Source organism: Bacillus sp. CPT56D-587-MTF (assembly GCF_058792335.1).
Genome location: NZ_JBYTEF010000001.1, coordinates 4,772,985 through 4,793,262 on the forward strand (window position 1 = coordinate 4,772,985; position 20,278 = coordinate 4,793,262).

At 37.7% G+C, this 20,278-nt stretch carries 20 protein-coding genes; 4 read left to right on the top strand and 16 right to left on the bottom strand.

Annotated elements, in window-relative coordinates; translation table 11 throughout:
* Nucleotides 1–11: 11 nt before the first annotated feature.
* The 13 genes from AC3WVZ_RS24700 to AC3WVZ_RS24760 form a co-directional block, all read right to left on the bottom strand.
* On the bottom strand, nucleotides 12–524 hold the full coding sequence (locus AC3WVZ_RS24700) for an acyltransferase (protein ID WP_001255070.1): 513 nt from the start codon (nucleotides 522–524) through the stop codon (nucleotides 12–14).
* A 33-nt stretch (nucleotides 525–557) separates the two neighbouring features.
* Nucleotides 558–1,208: a pyrophosphatase PpaX gene (gene ppaX / locus AC3WVZ_RS24705; protein ID WP_001222403.1), complete on the bottom strand. Its 651-nt coding sequence runs from the start codon at nucleotides 1,206–1,208 to the stop codon at nucleotides 558–560.
* A gap of 67 nt (nucleotides 1,209–1,275) precedes the next feature.
* Entirely contained in the window at nucleotides 1,276–2,088 is an 813-nt protein-coding gene (gene lgt / locus AC3WVZ_RS24710; RefSeq protein WP_000922849.1) for a prolipoprotein diacylglyceryl transferase, read from the bottom strand.
* A gap of 26 nt (nucleotides 2,089–2,114) precedes the next feature.
* Nucleotides 2,115–3,044, bottom strand: a complete 930-nt coding sequence (gene hprK / locus AC3WVZ_RS24715) for an HPr(Ser) kinase/phosphatase (RefSeq protein WP_001127250.1) — start codon at nucleotides 3,042–3,044, stop codon at nucleotides 2,115–2,117.
* A gap of 156 nt (nucleotides 3,045–3,200) precedes the next feature.
* Complete coding sequence (locus AC3WVZ_RS24720) at nucleotides 3,201–3,581, bottom strand: phage holin family protein (protein WP_001267308.1); 381 nt, start codon at nucleotides 3,579–3,581, stop codon at nucleotides 3,201–3,203.
* A 188-nt stretch (nucleotides 3,582–3,769) separates the two neighbouring features.
* Complete coding sequence (uvrA, locus tag AC3WVZ_RS24725) at nucleotides 3,770–6,646, bottom strand: excinuclease ABC subunit UvrA (protein WP_233935545.1); 2,877 nt, start codon at nucleotides 6,644–6,646, stop codon at nucleotides 3,770–3,772.
* A gap of 5 nt (nucleotides 6,647–6,651) precedes the next feature.
* The gene (gene uvrB / locus AC3WVZ_RS24730) at nucleotides 6,652–8,628 is read right to left on the bottom strand and encodes an excinuclease ABC subunit B (RefSeq protein ID WP_000441059.1); all 1,977 of its coding nucleotides are present in this window, start codon (nucleotides 8,626–8,628) and stop codon (nucleotides 6,652–6,654) included.
* 150 nt (nucleotides 8,629–8,778) lie between these two features.
* On the bottom strand, nucleotides 8,779–9,210 hold the full coding sequence (locus AC3WVZ_RS24735) for a DUF4362 domain-containing protein (protein ID WP_000151273.1): 432 nt from the start codon (nucleotides 9,208–9,210) through the stop codon (nucleotides 8,779–8,781).
* A gap of 45 nt (nucleotides 9,211–9,255) precedes the next feature.
* On the bottom strand, nucleotides 9,256–9,876 hold the full coding sequence (locus tag AC3WVZ_RS24740) for a hypothetical protein (RefSeq protein WP_000025211.1): 621 nt from the start codon (nucleotides 9,874–9,876) through the stop codon (nucleotides 9,256–9,258).
* The gene (locus AC3WVZ_RS24745; RefSeq protein WP_031312723.1) at nucleotides 9,873–10,634 is read right to left on the bottom strand and encodes a MerR family transcriptional regulator; all 762 of its coding nucleotides are present in this window, start codon (nucleotides 10,632–10,634) and stop codon (nucleotides 9,873–9,875) included. Before AC3WVZ_RS24745 ends, AC3WVZ_RS24740 begins: the two co-directional genes overlap by 4 nt.
* A gap of 100 nt (nucleotides 10,635–10,734) precedes the next feature.
* A complete protein-coding gene (locus tag AC3WVZ_RS24750; RefSeq protein WP_000524139.1) occupies nucleotides 10,735–10,962 on the bottom strand; it encodes a hypothetical protein in 228 nt (75 codons plus the stop codon).
* Nucleotides 10,963–11,109: 147 nt separating this feature from the next.
* Nucleotides 11,110–11,307, bottom strand: coding sequence for a helix-turn-helix transcriptional regulator (locus AC3WVZ_RS24755; RefSeq protein ID WP_000538364.1), 198 nt, complete (start codon nucleotides 11,305–11,307; stop codon nucleotides 11,110–11,112).
* Between the two features lie 317 nt (nucleotides 11,308–11,624).
* Entirely contained in the window at nucleotides 11,625–12,647 is a 1,023-nt protein-coding gene (locus AC3WVZ_RS24760; RefSeq protein ID WP_050279521.1) for a YeiH family protein, read from the bottom strand.
* Between the two features lie 150 nt (nucleotides 12,648–12,797).
* Between AC3WVZ_RS24760 and AC3WVZ_RS24765 the strand changes: the two genes are divergently transcribed.
* From AC3WVZ_RS24765 to abc-f, 4 genes are all read left to right on the top strand, one after another.
* Nucleotides 12,798–13,691 carry a LysR family transcriptional regulator gene (locus AC3WVZ_RS24765; protein WP_050279520.1) on the top strand — a complete coding sequence of 298 codons (894 nt, stop codon included), beginning with the start codon at nucleotides 12,798–12,800 and terminating at the stop codon, nucleotides 13,689–13,691.
* Nucleotides 13,692–13,742: 51 nt separating this feature from the next.
* Nucleotides 13,743–14,111: a MerR family transcriptional regulator gene (locus AC3WVZ_RS24770; RefSeq protein ID WP_001219225.1), complete on the top strand. Its 369-nt coding sequence runs from the start codon at nucleotides 13,743–13,745 to the stop codon at nucleotides 14,109–14,111.
* A gap of 4 nt (nucleotides 14,112–14,115) precedes the next feature.
* Nucleotides 14,116–14,661, top strand: coding sequence for a flavodoxin family protein (locus AC3WVZ_RS24775; RefSeq protein ID WP_000497611.1), 546 nt, complete (start codon nucleotides 14,116–14,118; stop codon nucleotides 14,659–14,661).
* Between the two features lie 265 nt (nucleotides 14,662–14,926).
* Nucleotides 14,927–16,561 (top strand): ribosomal protection-like ABC-F family protein, encoded by a 1,635-nt coding sequence (gene abc-f / locus AC3WVZ_RS24780; RefSeq protein WP_233935546.1) that lies wholly within the window; start codon nucleotides 14,927–14,929, stop codon nucleotides 16,559–16,561.
* 100 nt (nucleotides 16,562–16,661) lie between these two features.
* Here abc-f and AC3WVZ_RS24785 read toward each other — a convergent pair whose 3' ends face one another.
* The 3 genes from AC3WVZ_RS24785 to AC3WVZ_RS24795 form a co-directional block, all read right to left on the bottom strand.
* Entirely contained in the window at nucleotides 16,662–16,973 is a 312-nt protein-coding gene (locus AC3WVZ_RS24785; RefSeq protein WP_000637521.1) for a YbjQ family protein, read from the bottom strand.
* A gap of 65 nt (nucleotides 16,974–17,038) precedes the next feature.
* Nucleotides 17,039–18,754, bottom strand: a complete 1,716-nt coding sequence (locus AC3WVZ_RS24790; protein ID WP_065382085.1) for an ABC transporter ATP-binding protein — start codon at nucleotides 18,752–18,754, stop codon at nucleotides 17,039–17,041.
* A 251-nt stretch (nucleotides 18,755–19,005) separates the two neighbouring features.
* Nucleotides 19,006–20,190: a PDZ domain-containing protein gene (locus AC3WVZ_RS24795; RefSeq protein ID WP_000388609.1), complete on the bottom strand. Its 1,185-nt coding sequence runs from the start codon at nucleotides 20,188–20,190 to the stop codon at nucleotides 19,006–19,008.
* Nucleotides 20,191–20,278 lie beyond the last annotated feature (88 nt).

Sequence of the window (20,278 nt, forward strand, 5' to 3'; positions counted from 1 at the left end):
ATGTTACATTTTCACCATGAACCTTCTCTGGCGGTCATTTGCTCTTTCGTATAAATAATACGCATTGGATTTCCACCTACGAAAGCACCGCTCGGTACATCTCTATGAACAAGTGTGCCAGCTGAGACAGTCGCACCGTCTCCAATTTTCACACCTGGTAATATTGTTACATTCGCTCCAATCATCACTTCATTTCCAATGACGATTTCCCCAAGTCGATATTCACGAATTAAATATTCATGTGCTAAAAGCGTTGTGTTATAGCCAATAATCGAATTCTCTCCCACAGTTATCTTTTCTGGGAACATAATATCCGGCATTACCATAAGCGCAAATGATGTTTTCTTTCCTACTTTCATCCGTAAAAAAGTGCGGTACAACCAATTCTTCACAGATAAAAATGGCGTGTAACGTGCAATTTGGATAATAATAAAGTTTTTCATTACCTTCCAAAAAGACACTGTTTTATACACATTCCATAATGAATTTTCTCCTGAAACAGGATAGCGCGTTGTCCGTCGCACTTAGCTCGCTCCTCTACTAACTTACTTGGACCTTTATGAACGGTTCATATTAGACAAAATCGGTAGCAAATCACTCATTTTATCTAGCATAAAGTCCGGCTTGTAAGCCTCTAAATACGCTCTACCTTTCAACGTCCATGAAACCGCAGCTGTTTTCGTCCCCGCATTTTGACCACCGACAATATCATGATGATTATCCCCAACCATCAATGCTTCTTCTGGTTTTGCATCTAATAATTCAAGCGCTTTTTGAAGTGGCTCTGGATGTGGTTTCACATGCTCTACATCATCAATTGTCACGACAACATCAAAAAATTCATCAAGCTTTGACAACTGTAATCCCATCTCAACGGTTTGTCTCGCTTTCGTTGTAACAATACCAACTTTATAACCTTGCTTCTTCAACTCTCGAACTGTTTCATATACAGTTTCATATTCTTCTACTAATTCATCATGATGATCATGGTTAAATTCGCGATAACTTGTAATCATCTCTTCAACCTTACTTTCATCAATCTTACTGAAAGTATCATGCAAAGATGGACCGATAAATGGCAATACATCTTCACGCTTATATTGATTTGGATAATATGTATTTAAAGTATGTAAAAAAGAAGAAATAATAAGTTCGTTTGTATTAATTAAAGTTCCATCTAAATCAAATAAAACTGTATTTATTCTCATCGCCTTAGTCCTTTCGCCTTCCTGAATATGAAAGAAGCAGCATCTTATAATAAGATGCTACTTGTCTCTAATTTTCTAAATATCTTTTATCAGCTTGCCCCATTTTTCGTCTCACAATAATGAAAATAATAGAAATAACAACAAGTCCAATTGACATTACTTGTGCGATACGAAGTGGTCCTAGCATTAAACTATCTGTACGTAAGCCTTCTACGAAGAAGCGTCCTACTGAATACCAAATTAAATATGTGAAGAATAATTCCCCGCGACGTAAATTCACTTTTCTTAATGCAAGTAGTAAAATTACGCCTGCAAAATTCCATAATGATTCATATAAAAACGTCGGATGATAGTACACACCCTCAATATACATTTGATTAATAATAAAATCCGGTAAATGAAGACCTTCTAAAAACTGTCTCGTTACTTCATCACCATGCGCCTCTTGGTTCATAAAGTTTCCCCATCGGCCAATTGCTTGTCCTAGTAAAATACTTGGTGCAGCAATATCAGCCAACTTCCAGAAAGAAAGTCCGCGTCGTTTCGCAAAAAGAACACCTGTAATAACAGCCCCGATTAAACCACCATGAATCGCCAAACCACCTTGACGAATATTAATAATTTGACTCGGATTTTGTGCGTAATATTCCCATTCAAAAATAACATAGTACATTCTCGCAAAAAGAATAGCGATCGGTACTGCAATTAATACAAGGTCAACAAATGTATCTTTTGGAATACCTAGCCTTTCTCCCTCGCGAGTTGCCAGCCAAAGACCTAATAGCACACCTGTACCGATAATAATCCCGTACCAATACACAGGAAACGGCCCAAGTTGGATAGCTACACGGTCAAGCTGTGGTACAGAAGCTAACAGCATATGTATATGACCTCCCTCTCCAAAGTTTACTCCTGATTTCCTAACTCAATTGCACTCATTAATCGTTCAGAGAACTGCTGTGCTGCATTGACTCCCATACGTTTTAAACGGAAGTTCATCGCTGCTACTTCAATAATAACAGCCAAGTTTCGACCAGGACGAACTGGAAGTGTAATCTTCGTAAGCTCTGTATCAATAATTTTCATCTTCTCTTCATCAAGACCTAAGCGATCGTAATTTTTCTTTTGATCCCAAATTTCAAGATTAATAACAAGTGTAATACGCTTATAATTTCGTACTGCCCCTGCACCGAATAACGTCATAACGTTAATAATACCTAGACCACGAATTTCTAATAAATGCTCGATTAAATCTGGTGAGCTTCCGACTAACATGTCTTCATCTTCTTGACGAATTTCTACACTATCATCCGCAACAAGACGGTGACCACGCTTTACAAGCTCAAGAGCTGTCTCACTTTTACCAACACCACTTTGACCTGTAATTAAAACACCAACACCGTAAATATCTACTAACACACCATGAACAGCAGTTGTTGGTGCTAACTTACCTTCTAAATAGTTTGTTAAACGACTTGATAATCTAGTTGTCGTTTGAGAAGAACGTAATAAAGGCATACCTGATTCACGTGATGCTTGTAATAACTCATCTGGTACATCTTGATTACGAGTTACAATAATACATGGCGTCTCCTCAGTACAAAGCGCTTTCATTCTCTCTTGTTTTTGCTCTGACGTTAACGTGTCAAAGAACGTAAGCTCCGTCTTTCCAAGAAGCTGCACACGATCTGCTGGATAATATGTAAAAAATCCTGCCATTTCAATTCCAGGTCGTGATAAATCACTTGTATCAATCGGACGATGAATGCCTTCTTCACCACTGATTAACTCCAATTGAAATTGTTCAATTAAATCTTTTGTCCTTACTTTCGGCATATGTATAAACCTCCACTCCGCTGCGGGTTCAGTCTCGTTTGATGTAAAATTCCATTCTATCGGATATTGTACCATTTTTTTCTGGAAACAAGAAATACGGTTTCTAATAAATAGAAAAAAACATTTCATACGAATAATGAAATGTTTTTCTTTTTGTCACTTTCTCTTTTTTTCATATAGAGGTTCAACAATTGCCTTTTCAATTATCATATTAAAAATTGAAATACAAATTGCCGCAACAATCGCTACACCAAATCCTGATATATTAAAAGCATCTCCTAATAATGAATCTGCTATTTTTAACGTAATCGCATTAATAACAATTAAGAAGAAGCCGAAAGTTACAACAGTAATTGGTAGCGTAATTAAAATTAAAAATGGCTTTACGAACACATTTAAAACCGCCAATATAATACTCGCAATAATTGCAGTTTGTATATTTGCTACGTAAAATGCATCTGGTGCAATCCCTTTTAAAAGTCCCGATACAGCGATTAACACAACGCTATTTACAAGAAGTGATACAATCCATCTCATTTCGTTACACATCCTTTTAAACATATATATTTCATCATACGCTAATAGATAATAAACGCAAGTATGATACAAACACTTATATCAACTTATTCTATCTTTCATGCTTGTATACCTACTAACATGCTTACCAGTTTTTCCTCGTAAAATAAAAACCGAGCGTCATTTCCACTCGGTTTTCATCAATAAACTTATTGCGATAACTCTACTTCTTTTATTTTCTCTTTCATTCTTGCTTTATCACGATTTAAAATCTCTTTTAAATACTTACCTGTGTATGAGCGTTCTTCTTTCACTACTTGCTCTGGCGTTCCGGAAGCAACGATTTGTCCACCTTTATCTCCGCCCTCTGGTCCAAGGTCAACGATATAATCAGCTGTTTTAATTACATCTAAATTATGTTCAATTACAAGTACCGTCTCACCGCTCTCAACCAGACGTTGCAGCACTTCTAGAAGACGTGCAATATCATGCGCATGCAAACCAGTCGTTGGCTCATCTAAAATGTATAACGTACGACCTGTAGAACGACGGTGTAATTCAGAAGCTAATTTCACACGCTGTGCTTCCCCACCAGATAACGTTGTTGCTGGTTGACCTAATTTCATATAACCAAGCCCAACATCTACAAGCGTTTGAAGTTTACGCTTAATTTTAGGAATATTGGCGAAGAATTCTACTCCATCTTCAATTGTCATCCCTAACACTTCAGAAATATTCTTATCTTTATATTTCACTTCTAACGTTTCACGATTATATCGTTTACCGTGACAAACTTCACACGGAACATACACATCTGGTAGGAAATGCATTTCAATTTTAATAATTCCATCACCACGGCACGCTTCACAACGGCCACCTTTTACGTTAAAGCTGAAACGTCCTTTTTGATATCCGCGCACTTTCGCTTCATTCGTTTGGGCAAACACATCACGAATATCATCGAATACACCTGTATACGTTGCTGGATTTGAACGTGGTGTACGTCCGATTGGCGATTGATCAATATCGATTACTTTATCTAAATGCTCAAGACCTTTAATCTCTTTATGAGTACCTGGCTTTGCTTTCGCTTTATATAACTTTTGTGCTAACGATTTATATAATACTTCATTAATCATCGTACTTTTACCAGAACCAGATACACCCGTTACCGCTACAAACGTACCAAGCGGGAATGACATTTTCGCGTTCTTTAAATTATTCTCTTTTGCACCGACAATCTCTACTTTACGTCCATCACCTTTACGTCTTTCAAGTGGAACTGGAATAAACTCTTTACCACTTAAATACTTCCCTGTTAATGAATTCTCATCTTGCATAACTTCAGCCGGTGTCCCCGCTGAAACGACCTGTCCACCGTGAATACCTGCACCAGGCCCTATATCAAGTAAATAGTCAGCAGCCATCATCGTATCTTCATCATGCTCAACAACGATTAATGTATTACCTAAATCGCGCATTTCTTGCAATGTACGAATAAGACGATCGTTATCGCGCTGGTGTAAACCAATTGAAGGCTCATCAAGAATATAAAGTACGCCAGTTAGACGAGAACCAATTTGCGTCGCTAAACGAATACGCTGCGCCTCACCACCTGATAAAGTTCCTGCGGCACGACTTAACGTTAAATAATCTAAACCAACGTTCACTAAGAACCCAACGCGCTCCTGAATTTCTCTTAAAATTAAATGAGCTATTTTTTGTTGCTTCTCCGTTAGCTCTACATTCGAGAAGAATTCTTGTACTTCTTGAACTGAATACTTCGTTACGTCAGCAATCGTTTTATTGCCAACAAATACAGCTAAACTCTCAGGCTTTAAGCGTCCACCTTTACACTTTGGACAAGCTTGTTCTGCCATATACTTTTCCATTTGCTCACGAATGTAATCGGAACTCGTTTCACGATAACGACGTTCAATGTTTGGAATAACACCTTCAAATAAAATCTCATTTTCCTTTACTTGACCAAATTCATTTACATAGCGGAAATAAACTTTCTCTTCCCCGCTTCCGTACAACACTTTATCAAATAAATCTTTCGGTATATTTTTTACAGGCACATCCATATCAACGCCGTAATGATTACATGCAGATTGTAAAAGTTGTGGGTAATATTGTGAACTTGTTGGTTCCCAAGGCGCAATCGCATGTTCATTTAATGATAAATCCCAGTTAGGAATAACAAGCTCTAAATCTACCTCTAGCTTTGAACCAAGTCCATCACAAGAAGGACATGCTCCGAACGGACTATTGAATGAGAACATACGCGGCTCTAATTCTCCAATTGAAAAACCACAATGCGGACAAGCGTGATGTTCGCTAAACAGAAGTTCCTCTTCTCCCATAACATCGATTAACACTCGTCCCCCGCCAAGCTTTAATGCACTTTCAAGTGAATCAGCAAGACGGCTTGCGATTCCTTCTTTTACAACAATACGGTCAATTACAACTTCAATGGAATGCTTCTTGTTTTTATCTAACGCAATATCTTCAGATACATCAAGCATTTCACCGTCAACGCGAACACGAACATATCCTTGCTTCTTAATATCTTCAAGTACTTTTACATGCGCACCTTTACGCCCAGAAACGATAGGCGCTAACACTTGTAATTTCGTACGTTCAGGATATTCAAGAACGCGGTCTACCATCTGCTCTACTGTTTGTGACGTAATTTCAATGCCATGATTCGGACAAATTGGCGTACCAATTCGTGCAAATAATAAACGTAAGTAATCATAAATCTCCGTTACCGTTCCGACAGTTGAACGTGGGTTACGACTCGTCGTTTTTTGATCGATTGAAATTGCTGGTGACAATCCTTCAATCGTGTCCACATCCGGCTTATCCATTTGTCCTAAAAACTGGCGCGCATACGCAGATAACGATTCTACGTATCTGCGCTGCCCTTCTGCATAAATCGTATCAAATGCTAATGATGATTTCCCCGAACCAGACAATCCCGTTACAACGACAAGCTGATTTCTCGGAATGGTTACATCAATATTTTTTAAGTTATGTGCTCTAGCACCTTTTACAACGATAAAATCCTTGCTCTTACTCACTTTTTTCACCCTTCCGCTTTTAATTCTAATAGTAAATCTCTTAGTTCAGCTGCACGCTCGAAGTCTAACGCTTTTGCTGCTTCTTTCATCTCTGCTTCCATCTTCGCAATTGTCTTTTCGCGCTCTTTTTTCGTCATTTTCTTAGCAGGAGTTGCTTCGTATGTTTCTGTCTCTTCAGCAGCTGTCGTTGCACGGATAACATCACGAACGCCTTTTTGAATCGTTTTCGGCGTAATACCATGCTCTTCATTGTAAGCTTCTTGTATACTACGACGACGCTTCGTTTCTTCAATCGCAATTCCCATAGATTTCGTTATACGATCTGCATACATAATAACGCGGCCGTTTTCATTACGCGCGGCACGACCGATTGTTTGAATTAATGAACGTTCTGAACGCAAGAACCCTTCCTTATCAGCATCTAAAATAGCTACAAGTGATACTTCCGGAATATCTAATCCTTCTCGCAATAAGTTAATGCCGACAAGTACATCAAATTTACCGAGGCGAAGATCACGGATAATTTCAATACGTTCTAGCGTTTTAATTTCAGAGTGAAGATAGTTAACTTTAATTCCTACATCTTTTAAGTAATCCGTTAAATCCTCTGACATTTTCTTCGTTAAAGTCGTAATTAATACACGTTCATTTTTTGCAATACGATCTTGAATCTCTCCTAATAAATCGTCAATTTGCCCTTCAATTGGTCGTATATCAATTGGTGGATCTAAAAGCCCTGTTGGACGAATAATTTGTTCTATTACTTCTGGCGACTGCTCTAACTCATACGGTCCTGGCGTTGCTGAAACATAAATAACTTGATTCGTTTTCTCTTCAAACTCATCGAATGTGAGCGGTCTATTATCTAAAGCTGACGGCAGACGGAATCCATGATCCACAAGCACTTGCTTACGCGCTTGATCCCCGTTATACATCGCTCTTACTTGCGGTACTGATACGTGCGATTCATCCATAACGATTAAGAAATCTTTCGGGAAATAGTCTAATAGCGTATACGGCGTTGCCCCCGCTGGACGAAGTGTTAAATGACGGGAGTAGTTTTCAATACCTGAACAAAATCCCATCTCGCGCATCATTTCTAAATCATAACGTGTACGCTGTTCTATACGCTGCGCTTCTAACAACTTGCCGTTATCATTTAATTCCTTTAAACGCTCTTCTAATTCTTTTTCGATATTTTCAATAGCGACCTTCATCTTTTCTTCACGTGTAACGAAGTGAGATGCTGGGAAGATTGCTACATGATCACGTTCTGCTAATACTTCACCTGTTAACGCATTTACTTCACGAATACGATCGATTTCATCACCGAAAAATTCGATTCGAATACAATGCTCATCAAGTGATGCCGGGAAGATTTCAACTACATCTCCTCGCACACGGAATGTACCACGCTTGAAATCAATATCATTACGTCCATACTGTACATCAACAAGTTCACGAAGCAATTGATTACGGTCTTTTTCCATACCAACTCGAAGCGAAACAACTAGCTCGCGGTATTCTTCTGGAGAACCTAAGCCATATATACACGAAACACTCGCAACAATAATTACATCGTCCCGTTCAAATAATGCAGACGTTGCCGAGTGACGCAATTTATCAATTTCATCATTAATTTGCGCATCTTTTTCAATAAACGTATCTGTTTGTGGTACATACGCTTCTGGCTGATAATAATCGTAGTAACTAACAAAATATTCAACTGCATTATTCGGGAAAAAGTCTTTCAACTCACTATATAACTGCCCTGCTAACGTTTTATTATGAGCCATAACAAGTGTTGGCTTTTGCACTTCTTTAATGACATTTGAAATCGTAAATGTCTTACCCGTTCCTGTTGCTCCAAGCAACACTTGCTTTTTCTTTCCACTATTAATTCCCTCTACAAGCTTCTCTATAGCTACCGGCTGATCACCTTGCGGGGAATACGCTGAGACAATTTCAAATTGACGTTCCAAGAAAATCCGACCTCCTCATAAAAATCTGTATTATTATTTTACCACGAATACCTATAAAAAACCTAAAAAAACGAACAGATATTCGGTAAAGTTTTCGACAATATACACATAGAAAAAGGAAGGAGTAAATACTTCCTTCCTCTACTAACTCTATTTTTTTGATACATATAATAAGTCATATCCATTGCGTCCATCTTCATTCGTACAATCTGTTAACCGATAAGTACTTTCTGATTCGCGCTGCTCTTTAACAATACTTTTACAACTATCTTTATGTAATCCTTTATGGTCACCAGCAAACTTGTCTTGTCTACTATCTAACACATAAAGGATATCTTTCCCACTATGCTCTAACGTTTGAAAAACCGGGTCACCTTCATCGGTATACTGTACAATTCTTATTTTATCAACTTCCCCTTGATCAACGTTCATAACGAACTGTTCGAATTTATCTAGATTGGAAGTTCCTACTCCCTTTACAATGACATCATTCTTCTTATCAATTGTAGTGCTAGATGGTGAACATGCTACTAAACTAAAGAGAAATAGACATATACAGCTGATTCTTTTTTCTATTGTCATCCTCTCCTATAAAAATTATTTGTATACCAGAAAAGCTACTTTCAACTATGAAAGTAGCTTTTCTTTTCCTTTCTCCTTCTTCGGAAAAATCACATATGAAAATGAAATTGCTGTATCAACTAAAAATACAATCGCCCACACTTGGCTCACGCGACTTGCAGCTTTATTTAAAACGATTCCCGATTCTAACCAATTACCCCATTGTTCAAATGGAATAAATCCATACGCGAAGAAAAAGAATATGTGCACACCAACGAATAAAACAAGATGTAATACCCAATTTTTTATTTCCTGCTTTGCATAGGCCATGCCTGTTAATTCTACCTGTTCTTCAATAATAGGCGCCGGTTCATTACGCCATTTCGCAACTGATTTTTGTGCAAATATATCAAGCTTCTTCAAATCCTTTTTCCCGTAGAAAACTGCATACAATAAAATAATTACAGTAATAATTTGAAAGTTAGAGAACTTTCCTGTTTGATAATAGTCCACTACTCCTAAAGTTAAAATAAACACTTCATTTACGAGGAGTACAATTCCCATAATAAAACTCGCCTTTTTCAAACGGAATCCGTAGCGAAGTAAAAAGAAACCGATAGCTGATAACCAAAATACAATTTCTGCCCCAATTAAAAAATACCAACGATATTCTGCGAGTATGCTCATTTATCCTTCTCCCTTTCATCATAAATACGAAAAGCCTCATCCATATACACTAAAAGTTCTTCTTCAATTGGATACATGCTCATTTTCTGTGAATCTTCCTTCGATTTTCTAACTTCCCATAACTTATCTAAAAACGCTTCATCACCATTGGCCATTTCTAAACACTTCTGCATTAATCTCTTCATTGCCCCTTGTACCTCATCACTAGCAGCTTCTTTACCGTCTTTCATAAAAGTGCGTAATTGCTTTAATAAATCTACCCATTCTAAAACATTCGGATCTTCCTTACTCATGTTTGGTAAATTATGAAGCAATTTTTGTTCTTCCTTTGAAAATACTTCATTTTGAAATATTTCACGTATACGAGGAGACTGCTTCGAAAGCTGAATCAGTTCAAACATAACTTTCCAATCGAGTTCTCCCTCCACATCTACCGAATAAACAACTGCTTGTAAAACACTCTCCATTCGATTAAATTTCTTTTGTTCTTCCTGTACAAACCGAAGTTGTTTTTCAAGCGAATTTTTTAAATCCAGCTCACCTTTTACTAACATATTCGCAGTTTCTTTTAATGAAAATCCCATTTCTTTTAAAAATAAAATTTGTTGCAAACGAATAACGTCACTTTCACTATATAACCGATGTCCACCCTCTGTTTTTCCGCTCGGCTTTAATAAATCTATTTGATCATAATAACGTAGTGTACGTACTGTAACCCCTGTTTCTCTCGTCAATTCTTGTATTGAAATCACTACCATCACCTCTTCCCTTTCATTATAAAAGATGACGTTACGTAACTTTCAAGCTTTTTGTAAAAAAAATACAAAAAGCTGTTTATACAAAATGTATAAACAGCTTTTATGGAAATAACCCCTTTTGTATGGCGCGCCCACAAAATAAAATAAGTGCTCCAACAACAACACTCGTTGCCGTTTTATGATAATGGGCTAATAATAATAAATAATACGATAAACCTACAGTACCAATCATAATACAAATACTCGGCACTGGATTACGAGAAAAGTTTTGCATTCCCCAAAGAAGCGAAAATATAGCTGTAGCGACACATAACACCGGTAATCCCATCCCAGTTCCCCTTTTTCTATCTATTATTCCTTGTTGCTAACACACTCGTTGATGCGATACTAATTAATAAATCAAAACCAATCCTTATATATTTAAACGTTTACTCTAATTGAAATCTCTCAAGCTTATCATTTATTTTCTTTCTCCTTACTCCAGCGTAAAGATTTCCTCCACCTTCACCCCAAAATATTTGGCAATTTTTAAAGATAACTCTAGACTCGGATTGTAATGATGATTTTCAATCGCCACTATCGTCTGCCGCGTCACCTGCATCGCCTTTGCCATTTCAACTTGTGTTATATGATTTTGCTTTCTTAACTCTTTTATTTTATTTTTCACACCCATAGGATCCACCTTCAAAAGTAAAGATATCTTTACTTAAATTATAAATATTTTCCAGTTATAAGTAAAGATATCTTTACAAATTTTAGAAAAATGTTTCATTGAACATCTACTCTAACAAAGTACAAGAGTAATTCAATTTATATCAGCGACTTTCTAAATATATCAGCGCAACTTGAAATATATCGGCGATTTCCCAAATATATCAGCGCAACTCCATTTATATCGGCGATTTTCCAAATATATCGACATCCGTAGCGCTACTATAAACATAAGAAAAAGCTGTCCCCAAGCACCTTCGGGAACAGCTTTCTCCTCTACTACATAAATCCTAACGCATATACAAGAACGTATCCAAGAACCGATAAGCAAACCGAGCCAATCAGCCCCGCCACAAATGCTTTACTTCCTAATTTACGGAACGTTTTAAACTCTACATTTAAACCGAGCCCTGCCATCGCCATTGCGATAAGCATGTAAGCAAGAACAACAATGTATCCCGCAACAACTTCTGGAATAATCCCGAGCGAATGCACTGCACTCATCGCTAAGAACCCGAAGATGAACCATGGAATTGGAAGGTCGCGCCATGATCTTTTTTCCTCGCTACCTTCACTCTTACCAAACCATAATCCGATTAAAATCGCTACTGGTACAAGCATTGCAACGCGCGTTAGTTTCACGATAACTGCGATATCTACAGCCGTGCTTCCTCCTGGCGCCGCAGCCGCAATTACGTGAGCAATTTCATGCAGTGTCGCCCCTGAGAACACTCCATATCCGTATGGAGATAAACCAAGCACTGGATATAATAACGTATAAATAAGCGTAAATATTGTACCTAAAATCGCGATGATCGCTGCTCCAACTGCTGTTTCGTCATCTTTTGCTTTCACTTGCGGTGCAATTGCCACGACCGCGGCCGCGCCGCAAATTGCCGTACCGCATGCTGTTAAAATCCCAAGTTTCTTTTCTACTTTAAATACTTTCGTTAGTCCGTATACAACAAAAATAGTAAATGTAATAACAACCGCCGCGATGACCAATACTTTCGGCCCCGCCTTCGCAATATCAACAAGATTTAATCGCATTCCAAGTAAGATGATCCCAAAGCGCAGTAACTTCTTACTCGCAAAGTTCGTTCCTGCAATCGCATCATGAGGAACTCCAATTGCAGCGCGCCAAACCATCCCAATTAGAATAGCAATTACTAATTGTCCCATAATATTTAAAAATGGAAGCTCCGCTAAATATTTCGCGGCAATTGCGATTAATAATGTAATCCCAATTCCTTGCGAAAATCCAAAGCCCTTCTTCTTTTGTATAACAAGTGTTTGTTCCACCTTGTACCACCCCAATAATCGTATTGGAACATGCATGTTCTTTCTACTTACATTATAAGAGAGTTTCTATAATAAGTTTAATACCAATACCGAATCTCTATCATCAGAAATACTTATGATAAGATGATAGAAAAGAAAGGAGCCCATTATATGAACGTAGACATTTTAAAAATTTTTGTTACTGTCGTTGAACAGAAACACTTCTCCCGTGCAGCAGAATTATTAAACCTTTCACAGCCCGGAGTAAGTATGCATATACGCAACTTAGAAAACGAATTTGGCACTACACTTATTCAACGCTCCCCGAAGCATGTCCAAGTTACGGAAGCTGGAAACATATTATATATACATGCAAAGCAAATGCTCTCTCTTTACGAAGATGCTAAGCAAGAAATTAATGAACTACATAACGTTGTAACAGGAACACTTCGCATCGGTGCTAGTTTTACAATTGGTGAATACTTACTTCCAAAAATACTCGCTAACTATGCGAATGAAAATCCACGCGTCGAAGTGCATACCTTTATCTCAAATACAGAAGAAGTTTTGCAAAGTCTTCGCTCTAATCAAATTGATATCGGCTTAGTGGAAGGGCAAGTCGTATACGCTGATGTTAACGTTGAAACATTTATGCAAGATGAAATGAAGCTCGTCGTTCCGCCAAATCATCCACTACTCCGCACAAAGGAAATAAATGAAAGCACACTCCAAGATCAAGTATGGGTACTAAGAGAAAGTGGTTCTGGTACACGCGCTTATAGTGACCGCTTTATTCATCAACACCATTTAAAAATGAAACGATTCTTTACATTCAGTAGTATCCAAAGCGTAAAGGAAGCTGTTAGTGCCGGGCTTGGCATCGCTATCCTTTCTGATTGGACTGTACGGAAAGAGCTATTAGCAAAAGAACTATTCCACGTCGAAGTTCCAAATGAACAACTAATCCGTCCGTTTTCCATCGTACGCGGTAAATATTTCATTCTATCTAAAGCCATTCAAGTGTTCTTAAATCATGTAGATTCTTTTGCGAAAAAACAGAGTTGACCCTCACATTAGTGTGAAGGTTTACAATACATGTAGAAGGAGTGAAACGCATTGCGAATTGGAGAATTATCAAAAGAAACTGGCGTTAGTGAAAGATCACTAAGACATTACGAAGAAAAGGGCTTACTCCCTACTAAGCGCCTTGCAAATGGTTACCGTGATTTTGATGAAAGTGCCATCGAAAAAGTGGAGCTTATTCAAATGTACTTACAAATTGGCTTAAATTTAGAAGAGACGGCAAGGATGCTGCGCTGCCTTGAAATTGAACCGCACCTGTACGATAATCCGTGTAGCAGTATCCTTACGCTTTACGAAGATAAACTCAATGAAGTAACAAAGCAAATCACATTACTTTCCAACATCCAAGCGAATTTGCAAAAACACGTTTCACTCCTAAAACAAGCAAAAGAAAAGGAATGATTACATGTTTGTTATACATGGCAGTTCAAGACAAAACGGAAATACAGAAGCTTTAACACATATGATGATAGAGGACATTGAAACAGAACAAATTTATTTGCGTGATCATACCGTCTATCCTATTACAGACCAACGTCATGATGCAGAAGGATTCCAATCCGTAAATGATGACTATGAGCAGTTAACCAAACGCATGCTAGAGCACGACACGATTATCTTTGCTACACCATTATATTGGTACGGAATGAGTGGACATATGAAAAACTTTGTTGATCGCTGGTCACAAAGCTTGCGCGATACATCTCTTCATTTCAAAGAAAAAATGAAAGGCAAAAAAATGTATGTTGTCATCGTTGGCGGGGATAATCCAAAGCTAAAAGCATTACCGCTTATTGCTCAATTCCAATATATCTTTGATTTTGTTGGTTCTTCATTTGAAGGTTATGTTATTGGAGATGCGAATGGACTGGATGAAATTAAAAACGATGCTGAGGCGCTGGCAAAAGCACAATTGTATAATAATAAATTCAAAAATAGCGAACAGAAATAAGTTTGACAAACCCTTTTGTATACGCATACAATAAAAGTAATATTATGAAAGGAAGGTACTTTGACCAATGAAGTTCTAATTCTCTTATTTATTTCATCCATCACAAATAGTGAACAAAAATGATGAAAACTAGCAGGGGATTAGTCTGTCCATTTGTCGATACTTTCTTTCGAAACGATCATGTAAAAAATCGTTTATTTATGTACGATTTTTTACATACAAGGGCGACGTTTATCCTCTCTAGTGAAACTAGGGAGGTTTTTTTATGACTATTTTATTCGCACGTAATATTGAAAAGAGCTTTGGTGATCGCACACTATTTACATTACCATCACTGGAAATTCAAGCACAGGATCGCATAGGAATTGTCGGAGTCAACGGAGCTGGTAAATCTACGTTATTACAAATATTAAGTAAAGAAATAGAAGCTGACAGAGGCATAGTAACTCATCATAGTTCTATCGCCATCATTCCTCAGCTCAGTGAAGAACTACCGGAAACCGCTTCTTCTCTCGCAAAAGGAAAATGGAGTATTTCAAACGTTACCGACGCAATGAGCGGCGGTGAACGAATGCGACTAAAGATTGCGCATGCTCTCGAACAAAATGCAGGCATTTTATTCGCTGATGAACCAACAAGCCACTTAGATATGGTCGGTACAGAGCAATTAGAAAAGGCACTTTCATCTTATAAATGGGCACTTGTTTTAATATCGCATGACCGTGAATTTCTAGATAATATATGTACCAAAATTATTGAAATTGAAGACGGTATTATTCAAGAGTACAAAGGTAATTATTCAAACTATCGAAAACAAAAAGAACGTGAACGAATACAAAAACAAGCAGAATATGAGCAATATATACAAGAAAAAAATCGTTTAGAACAGTCCATTCTACAAAGAAAGCAACGTGCTTCTAACATGAAAAAAATCCCAACACGGTTCAGTTCATCTGAATCTAGACTTTATAGGTTAAGTGGGGCTCATGGCCAAGAACAGGTTAGTAAAGCAGCGAAAGCATTAGAGACACGTCTCGAAAAACTAGAAAAGAAGGAAAAGCCAAAGGATCTTTCTCAAGCTCAATTTGACGTGCAATACCATACACCCATTCATAGTAAGGTGGCAGTACAATTCAATAAAGCAACAAAGAAAATAGGCGACTGTATACTATTTAAAAATATGAATGGAACTATTGCCCCTGGTGCAAAGCTTGCCGTTTTAGGGGCAAATGGAAGCGGCAAAACCACTTTGTTCAACATGCTTCTCACAAACGAGCGTGGCATGCAGCTATCGAAAAGTTGTAAAATTGGATACTTCGAACAAACATTATCTATTTTAAAAACAGATAAAACCATTTTAGAAAATGTTCTAGAAGAAACAAACTATACAGAAGCATTCGTTCGCACAATACTTGCACGACTTCTATTCCGCCGTGAGGATGTTCATAAACCCGTGCACATTCTAAGCGGGGGTGAACGAATGAAGGTTGCACTCGCAAAAGTATTTTTAGGAAACTATAATATGCTTCTGCTAGATGAACCGACAAACTATTTAGACTTAGCAACGCAAGAAGAATTAGAAACCATGTTACAAGAATATCCTGGCACAATACTTTTCATTAGCCATGACCGTGCCTTTATTCGCTCTGTTGCAGACCATATTCTACAAGTAGATGAGAGTGAACCTAGAGTATTCCACGGTAATTACGAGCAATACACAAAAAGAACCACCGGAGATTCTGTAAACGTTACTGAGCAAGAGTTGTTACGATTACAAACAAAATTAACAGAAGTCATCGGCCGAATTTCCATACCAAATCATCACAATGATATCTCATCTCTCGAACAAGAATACGAAACATTATTAGTTAAAATCCGGAAATGTAAAGAAGCACTCTAATGTCTTCCCTATATATCGACGGGACCTTCCGCATTTCCCAAGAAATATTGAATCTTCGACATAGCATACAAAAAGCCGTGCATCAGCACGGCTTCTCACTTTAGATACGGACAGCAGTCCCGCTCACAGCAACCATTAGCATCCCTTCGCGAACTACTTCGTAATCCACGTCGATACCAACGATGGCATTCGCATTTTTTTGTCTTGCAAGAGTTTTCATCTCTTCCATTGCGATGTCACGTGCTTCTTTCAATTTGCTTTCGTAAGCGCCTGAGCGACCACCGACAACATCACGGACAGAAGCGAAAAGATCACGAACGATATTTGCACCCATAATCGCTTCTCCATTCACGATATCGACATAATCAATAATCTCTTTCCCTTGAATTGTAGAAGTTGTTGTTACAATCATACTTTATAGCCTCCCATATGAGATTTTTACCTACTTATGGTGCACTAATTCAGTACAAATTATATTTACGAACTAAACTGAGCTTCGTATAACCTACTGTATCCTCCGCCTTGCTCAATTAATTCATTATGTGAACCTTGTTCTGCAATACCATCTTTATTTACAACGACGATGCGATCTGCATTTTTAATCGTTGCAAGTCTGTGAGCGATAACTAATGTTGTACGGCCAACAGATAGCTCCGCAAGCGATTTTTGAATCGCAAGTTCTGTCTCTGTATCTAATGCAGAAGTTGCTTCATCCAATATTAAAATTGGAGGGTTTTTCAAGAACATACGAGCAATAGCTAGACGCTGCTTTTGTCCACCTGAAAGTTTCACGCCGCGCTCACCGATAACAGTATCTAAACCGTCCGGCTGTGAGTAAATTAAATCTTCTAATTGCGCACGTTTTACTGCCTGCCAAATTTCAGCTTCTGATGCTTTTAAATTTCCGTAAGCGATATTTTCACGAATTGTTCCTGAGAATAAGAACACATCTTGCTGCACAATTCCAATTTGCTTACGAAGTGAAGATAATGTCATATCTTTCGTATCAATTCCATCAATTTGAATTGATCCAGATGATTGCTCATAAAAACGTGGTAATAGGCTACATAACGTCGTTTTCCCAGCTCCTGATGGTCCAACGAACGCAACTGTTTCACCTGCATGTATTTTCAAACTAATGTCATTTAAAATCGGTTCTTTGTTTTCATATCCAAACGTAATGTTGTTATATTGAATATCACCGTGTACATGGTTCACTTCCATTGCATCTTTAGAGTCTACAATGTCAGGCTCTGTTTCAAGAAGCTCTACATACCTTTTAAAACCAGCGATTCCTTTCGGATAGCTTTCGATTACCGCGTTAATTTTTTCAATTGGGCGGAAGAAAATATTCGTTAATAGAACGAATCCGATAAATCCACCGTACGTTAATTCTCCTTGCAGAACAAACCATGTACCGCATATTAAGACGAAGAGCGTTACGAGACGCATGAGCATATAACTAATCGACGAATTTAACGCCATAATTTTATACGCCATTAATTTCGTTGTACGGAAACGAGCGTTGTTCACAGCAAATTGCTCTTTCTCAAACTTTTCATTTCCGAATGCTTGTACAACGCGAATACCACCAACGTTGTTCTCAATACATGCATTGAAATCAGCAACATCTGAGAATAAACGTCTAAATGTACCTGTCATTTTTTTATTGAAGTACAGCGCTAACCATAATAGGAATGGAATGACGAAGAACGTTAATAACGCTAACTTCCAGTTGATCATCATCATAAATGAGAATGCCCCAACTAAAGTCATTACGGCGATAAATAAATCTTCTGGTCCATGGTGAGCAATTTCCCCAATTTCCATTAAATCGTTTGTAAGGCGTGAAATTAAATGACCTGTTTTATTATTATCAAAAAATCTGAATGATAGCTTTTGAATATGATCAAATAATTTCTGCCTCATATCTGTTTCAATGTTAACACCAAGCATATGTCCCCAATATGTAACGACATATTGTAAGCCTGCATTTAACATATAAACTGCGAGTAAACCGAAACAAGCCCATAAAATAAGCGTCCAGTTTTGCCCTGGCAATAACTTATCAATAAATTGATTTACGATAAGCGGGAAGCCGAGTTCTAATAATCCTGCGACAACCGCACAAGAAAAGTCGAGTATAAATAAACCTTTATACGGTTTATAGTACGAGAAAAATTTACGCAGCATATCTTACCTCCATTTTCCAAAATTAAAAAGACTCCCTAAATGATAACCATTATCAAATAATTATTCAAGTTATCCGTCTATGAAACTGAAAATAAGCTTTGCGATAGTTGTCGTTTTTTGCTGGAAAGTCGATATATTCGAATAATCGCCGATATATTTCGAGTTGCGCTGATATAAACTTCATTTACTAACTACTCTCCCATCCCCAAAAACAAAAAAGGTACCACCACAAGGTGATACCATTCCTTCTATTACATCGCTTCCGAATCCCACTCATGCTCCTGTTCAACGAATACAATACCTAATTCGTGATGTCCACCAGCATATAATGCAGTTTGTGCAAGACGAAGCTCACCATTTGTATCTAATACTTCTAATTTACAAAATGCTCCTGTCGTCTTCGTTTGAAGCGCATCATAAAATTCCTCGGCGCTTTTTGGAATGACTCCATTTACTTTCGTAATAATTTCTCCAGGCAGTAATTTCAGCTCTGCTCCAATTGTATTTGGAATTGTATCTAGTACAACGAGCCCATCATTGCGTGCAGCAAAATACGCTGGTCTTGTTTCATCGGCAATTTTTTCTTGCATCGAAATTGTGAAACGCCCAAGCATAGCGACTCCCATCGCGATAATTGCAAGTACGTGCCACCAGTAACTTGCGATTCCTAAAACGAGCACAAGTCCTGCTAACCCATAAACACGTCTTCCTGTAAATAATAAAGCTTCCGTCGGCTCATAACTTTTAATATTTCTCATAAATCCAATTAAAAATGGAACGAGGAATAGAGAATATGTATTTGAACCTATTGAAACGACAGGCCACCATGAAATAAACTGCGTTACCGCATCACCCGGTACAAGAATAAAAATAGGAACGATCCATAAACGCTTTGATTCGTGTAAACCAATCTTTAATCCACGCTTCCCCTGCCTAATCCTCGGCGTCGAATATCCTACTGCGTTTTTAGAAATCAATAAGCCTTCTACAATAAGCATAACGCCTAGTAAAATAACAAGGGATACAACGGTACTCTCTTCACCTTCTCGAAGCTGTAAAAAGGAAACTGGTAGCTTAGAAGATAATAGAACACATACAATCGCAATGCTAAATGTATAAGCCGCCGATAAATATCGATACATAGCCGTTAATCCAAATAGTAACGTCCAAATTAAAATGGCCCATAAGCTTGCTTTAGAAACAACAAGTCCAAGCCCAATCGTAATAATAGATACTACTAATCCGTATCCAATCCCTGCAAATAGAGAGGTTCGCAGTTCAAACCAAATATCATAAACTTTAAAAGAAAAATCTTTTCGTTCTCTTAACATACGTAAGTATCCAACGAAGATACTACTTATTACAAATATATAGACAGCAGGGTGTAAGAAAAAACGTCCAACTGCCCGCATTATTTCAAAAATCCATGCCTCCATGAACTCATTCACCACCATTTATATCATTCTTTCTTTTTATATTATCATAACTAAACAAACGTTTGTTTAACACAAAAAAATACAGGCA

Excerpts from the sequence above, each read along its gene's own strand:
- AC3WVZ_RS24750 (WP_000524139.1), bottom strand. The coding sequence starts at position 10,962 with ATGGGATTACCGGTGTTATGTGTCGCTACAGCTATATTTTCGCTTCTT.
- AC3WVZ_RS24790 (WP_065382085.1), bottom strand. The coding sequence starts at position 18,754 with ATGCTGCGTAAATTTTTCTCGTACTATAAACCGTATAAAGGTTTATTT.
- AC3WVZ_RS24735 (WP_000151273.1), bottom strand. The coding sequence starts at position 9,210 with ATGACAATAGAAAAAAGAATCAGCTGTATATGTCTATTTCTCTTTAGT.
- hprK (WP_001127250.1), bottom strand. The coding sequence starts at position 3,044 with ATGCCGAAAGTAAGGACAAAAGATTTAATTGAACAATTTCAATTGGAG.
- ppaX (WP_001222403.1), bottom strand. The coding sequence starts at position 1,208 with ATGAGAATAAATACAGTTTTATTTGATTTAGATGGAACTTTAATTAAT.
- AC3WVZ_RS24785 (WP_000637521.1), bottom strand. The coding sequence starts at position 16,973 with ATGATTGTAACAACAACTTCTACAATTCAAGGGAAAGAGATTATTGAT.
- AC3WVZ_RS24745 (WP_031312723.1), bottom strand. The coding sequence starts at position 10,634 with ATGGTAGTGATTTCAATACAAGAATTGACGAGAGAAACAGGGGTTACA.
- AC3WVZ_RS24740 (WP_000025211.1), bottom strand. The coding sequence starts at position 9,876 with ATGAGCATACTCGCAGAATATCGTTGGTATTTTTTAATTGGGGCAGAA.
- abc-f (WP_233935546.1), top strand. The coding sequence starts at position 14,927 with ATGACTATTTTATTCGCACGTAATATTGAAAAGAGCTTTGGTGATCGC.
- AC3WVZ_RS24755 (WP_000538364.1), bottom strand. The coding sequence starts at position 11,307 with ATGGGTGTGAAAAATAAAATAAAAGAGTTAAGAAAGCAAAATCATATA.
- lgt (WP_000922849.1), bottom strand. The coding sequence starts at position 2,088 with ATGCTGTTAGCTTCTGTACCACAGCTTGACCGTGTAGCTATCCAACTT.
- AC3WVZ_RS24795 (WP_000388609.1), bottom strand. The coding sequence starts at position 20,190 with ATGGAGGCATGGATTTTTGAAATAATGCGGGCAGTTGGACGTTTTTTC.
- AC3WVZ_RS24765 (WP_050279520.1), top strand. The coding sequence starts at position 12,798 with ATGAACGTAGACATTTTAAAAATTTTTGTTACTGTCGTTGAACAGAAA.
- AC3WVZ_RS24720 (WP_001267308.1), bottom strand. The coding sequence starts at position 3,581 with ATGAGATGGATTGTATCACTTCTTGTAAATAGCGTTGTGTTAATCGCT.
- AC3WVZ_RS24775 (WP_000497611.1), top strand. The coding sequence starts at position 14,116 with ATGTTTGTTATACATGGCAGTTCAAGACAAAACGGAAATACAGAAGCT.